The sequence below is a fragment of the Massilimicrobiota sp. An80 genome (assembly GCF_002159255.1).
Classification (GTDB): Bacteria; Bacillota_I; Bacilli_A; order Erysipelotrichales; family Coprobacillaceae; genus Allocoprobacillus; species Allocoprobacillus merdigallinarum.
Map to the genome: position 1 here is coordinate 1 of NZ_NFHI01000084.1, position 4,105 is coordinate 4,105.

General features: G+C 34.9%; 2 protein-coding genes and 1 pseudogene. 1 reads left to right on the forward strand and 2 read right to left on the reverse strand.

All coding sequences use genetic code 11. From position 1 onward, the window contains the following. Window positions 1–366, forward strand: a pseudogene (locus B5G32_RS13200) (leucyl aminopeptidase family protein); the annotation flags it as partial. Window positions 367–406: 40 nt separating this feature from the next. Here the strand turns inward: B5G32_RS13200 and B5G32_RS13205 are convergent. Together B5G32_RS13205 and B5G32_RS13210 are read right to left on the reverse strand one after the other, a co-directional pair. Beyond that, window positions 407–2,266 (reverse strand): ABC transporter ATP-binding protein, encoded by a 1,860-nt coding sequence (locus B5G32_RS13205; RefSeq protein ID WP_087936925.1) that lies wholly within the window; start codon window positions 2,264–2,266, stop codon window positions 407–409. Next, window positions 2,266–3,990, reverse strand: a complete 1,725-nt coding sequence (locus B5G32_RS13210; protein ID WP_087936927.1) for an ABC transporter ATP-binding protein — start codon at window positions 3,988–3,990, stop codon at window positions 2,266–2,268. Before B5G32_RS13210 ends, B5G32_RS13205 begins: the two co-directional genes overlap by 1 nt. Between the last annotated feature and the right edge of the window lie 115 nt (window positions 3,991–4,105).

The following is a 4,105-nucleotide window of genomic DNA, read 5'->3' on the forward strand; positions in this document are numbered from 1 at the left end:
CTTATTGATTTAGCGACTCTTACAGGAGCATGCGTAGCTGCTTTAGGAGATGTTTATACAGGTGTTTTCGCTAATGATGATGCCTATTATCAAGAATTTGAACAAGCCATGAAAGCAGCTGATGAAAAGGGATGGCGATTACCAATGGATGATGAATACCTTGAAAAACTCCAATCCAACAGCGCTGATTTCAAGAATGGTCCTATGACTTTTGGTGGAGAAGCCAGCGGGGCAGCCTGCTTGTTGAATGAATTTGTGGAAGATGGCATCAAATGGATTCACTTAGATATTGCTGCCACTGCTAAAACACCTGATGGCGCAACTGGTGCTATGATTCGAAGTATTGTTGAATTATTAAAACCATAAAGACGATGAAAAACCAATGAGGCTTATGGTCTCATTGGTTTTATTCTAACTCAAATTGTCCTGTATATAATTGATAATAACGTCCTTTTTGTGCAATCAATTCATCATGACTCCCACGTTCAATAATTTGACCATGATCTAACACCATAATCGCATCTGAATTTCTGACTGTTGATAATCTATGAGCAATCACAAAAACTGTACGATTTTCCATTAAACGATCCATACCTTTTTCAATCAACTTTTCTGTACGGGTATCAATCGAACTTGTTGCTTCATCCAATATCAAAACAGGTGGATTGGCAATGGCAGCTCTGGCAATAGCCAATAACTGACGCTGTCCTTGTGAAAGATTGGCCCCATCCCCACTCAACATGGTTTCATAACCATTTGGTAAACGTTTGATAAAACTATGGGCATTAGCCAATTTTGCTGCTTCTATCACTTCGTCCATTGTCGCATCCAGTTTTCCATAGCGAATATTATCAGCAATCGTTCCAGTAAATAAATGTGTATCTTGTAAAACAATAGAAATCGAATGTCTTAAATCATCTTTTTTAATTAATTTGACATCAATACCATCATAAGTAATACTCCCACTATGAATATCATAGAAACGATTAATCAGATTTGTAATGGTTGTTTTCCCTGCTCCTGTACTTCCAACAAATGCAATTTTCTGACCAGGTTTCGCAAATAAATTGATATTTTTTAAAATAGGAACATTGTCTTCATAACCAAAGACAACATCATGGAAGCGAACGTCTCCTTTTAACTCGACAAGTTCAACACTTCCATCATCACGAGGATGACGCCATGCCCAATACCCTGTATGTTCCTGACATTCATAAAGTGTCCCATCTTTATGTTTTCTTACTCTTGTGAGAGTGACCTGACCATCATCTCTTTCCGGTTTTTCTTCCATCATATCAAATATTCTCTCTGCCCCAGCCATAGCTGCTAAAATGAAATTTAACTGTTGTGTAAATTGATTGACTGGTTGTGCAGTCTGTCTGACAAAAACCAGATATGAAGATAAACTTCCTAAATCCATAAAACCACCAATTGTTAAAAATCCTCCTACACAGGCAACAATAGCATAATTCAAATATGAAATACTCACAACAGAAGGAATAGTACGTCCTGAATAGGTCAAAGCATTCGTTGCTGCCTGTTGTAAGATTTCATTACGACGATTAAATTCCTCAATATTATCTTGTTCATGATTAAAAACTTTGACAACTTTGACACCATCAACCATCTCTTCAATAAAACCATTTAAATCTCCTAAAGCAGCCTGTTGCTTAGAAAAATAATATTTACTGCGTTTTGTCAGATATTGAATCAAAAAATACATAATCAACATACAAGCAAAAACAATCAAAGATAATTGCCAGCTTAATACAAAGATCAGCACTAATGTTCCAACAATCATAATAAAACTTTGAATCAAATTATCAAAACAGTTATTCAATGCATCCTGAACAGTATCCAAATCATTAGTAAAATGACTCATTATTTCACCATGAGTATGACTATCAAAATAGCGAATTGGTAACTTCTGTGTCTTTTCAAATAAATCCTGTCGCATCTCTTTGACAATCTTTTGAGAAGTATGCACCATCAATTGTTTATATATGGCTGTCGCAGTAGCACCTATCATATAGACAACAATCATAAATATAATAAACGAAACTAATCCCTGATAATCCCCAGGCAATAGATAACGATTAATAATCGTACGAATTTGGAAAGTTCCCCAAAGATTAATCCCTGTACTTAAAACAACCAATACAGCAACACATGATAAAGCATATTTATGATATCCTATATACTTTTTAAAGGAACTTAATGTCTTGACCATATCTTGAGGCTTTGCATTCGTTATTTGTCTTGCCATTATAAACCAGCTCCTTCCAATTGAGAATAATAAATATCCTGATAAATGTGATCATGTGCCAACAACTCATCATGTGTCCCCACAGCATGAATATGTCCATCTTCTAAAATGACAATCTGATCAGCATGCTGAACACTTGATACTCTTTGAGCTATAATAATTTTTGTCGTATCTTTTAAAGAGGCCAATCCTTCTCGAATACTTGCTTCAGTGGCAGTATCAACGGCACTCGTTGAATCATCGAGAATTAATACCTTTGGTCTTTTCAATAACGCTCTGGCAATACATAATCTTTGTTTTTGTCCCCCAGAAACATTGACACCACCTTGTCCCATATCCGTTTCATAACCATCAGGGAATTGATTGATAAATTCATCAACACAGGCAATATGACATGCCCATTGTATATCTTCATCGGTTGCTTCTTTATTTCCCCAAAGCAGATTTTCTCTAATTGTACCACTGAATAATGTATTCTTCTGTAAAACCATTCCTACACTATCTCTTAAATGTTCTACAGAATAATCTTTCACATTATGGCCATCTACCAATACTTCACCTTCACTGACATCATAAAGTCTAGGGATCAGTTGAACAAGACTCGTTTTCGCTGCTCCTGTTCCTCCTAAAATACCAATTGTTGAACCACTAGGAATATGTAAATCAATATCAGTTAAAACATATTCTTTAGCTGTAGACTTATATTTAAAATAAACATGCTGAAAATCAATGCAACCCTGTTCAACTGTTAAAGATGTATTTTGCGGATCATGAATATCAGGAACTTCATCGAAAACTTCAATAATACGTTCACAACTGGCAATAGAACGTGTCAACATTAAAAAGACATTTGAAATCATCATTAAGGCATTTAAAATCTGTAAAACATAACTTAAAAATCCAGTCAATTCTCCTACCTGCATTGTCCCATTTAAAATCATTCGTCCACCAAAGAAAAGAATAGAAACAATTGTCAGATACATCACATATTGAAATAATGGCATATTCCAAACTGAAGTTCGAAATGCTTTTTCACTGTTTTCCTTTAATCCTTCATTCATTTTTTCAAACTTCTCAGATTCATATCCTTCTCTTACATAAGATTTGACAACACGCATAGCATTTAAATTCTCTTGAACGACGGTATTGATATTATCAACACTGGATTGCATCAGTTTATATAATGGTCCTACCTTTTTCACAATGATAAATAAACCAATACCTAAAATAGGTGTCGCAACTAAGAATATCAACGCTAGCCTGGCATTGATCGTGAATGTAAAAAATAGTGCCAATAAAAGCATAAAGGGTGCTCTGACCAATGGTCTAATTCCATTACATATCGCATTTTGAATGATAATAACATCACTTGTTAAACGGGTGATTAAAGATGATGTTGAAAAATGATCAGTATTCGCAAATGAAAAATTCTGAACTTTTTCAAATTCATCTTTTCTAATTTCTGCCCCAAATCCTTGTCCGGCAATTGCTGCAAAACGAGCGTACAAAACACCTAAAATATAAGCAATGACTGCACAGATCATCATAAGGATTCCTTGCATAACAATATAATTCGTATCCTTATTTGTAACCCCTACATCAATGATATTGGCCATCAACATAGGAATCACAAGTTCAAACACTGTTTCACTCATAATACAAACACATGCCAAAATAAAATATTTTCGATATTTTTTAGCATATGGCCATAAACGTTTGATCATATTTCCCTCCATTTCCGTCCGCCTTTGTCGGTCGGACACAAACATTTTATTAAAATCATTTCCCTCCAATCGTTTTTATAGTATCCTATAAGAGAGGTGGTATACTACAGAGCAC

What these genes read in the sequence shown, in the direction of transcription:
- B5G32_RS13205 (WP_087936925.1), bottom strand. Translation starts at nt 2,266, where the DNA reads ATGGCAAGACAAATAACGAATGCAAAGCCTCAAGATATGGTCAAGACA.
- B5G32_RS13210 (WP_087936927.1), bottom strand. Translation starts at nt 3,990, where the DNA reads ATGATCAAACGTTTATGGCCATATGCTAAAAAATATCGAAAATATTTT.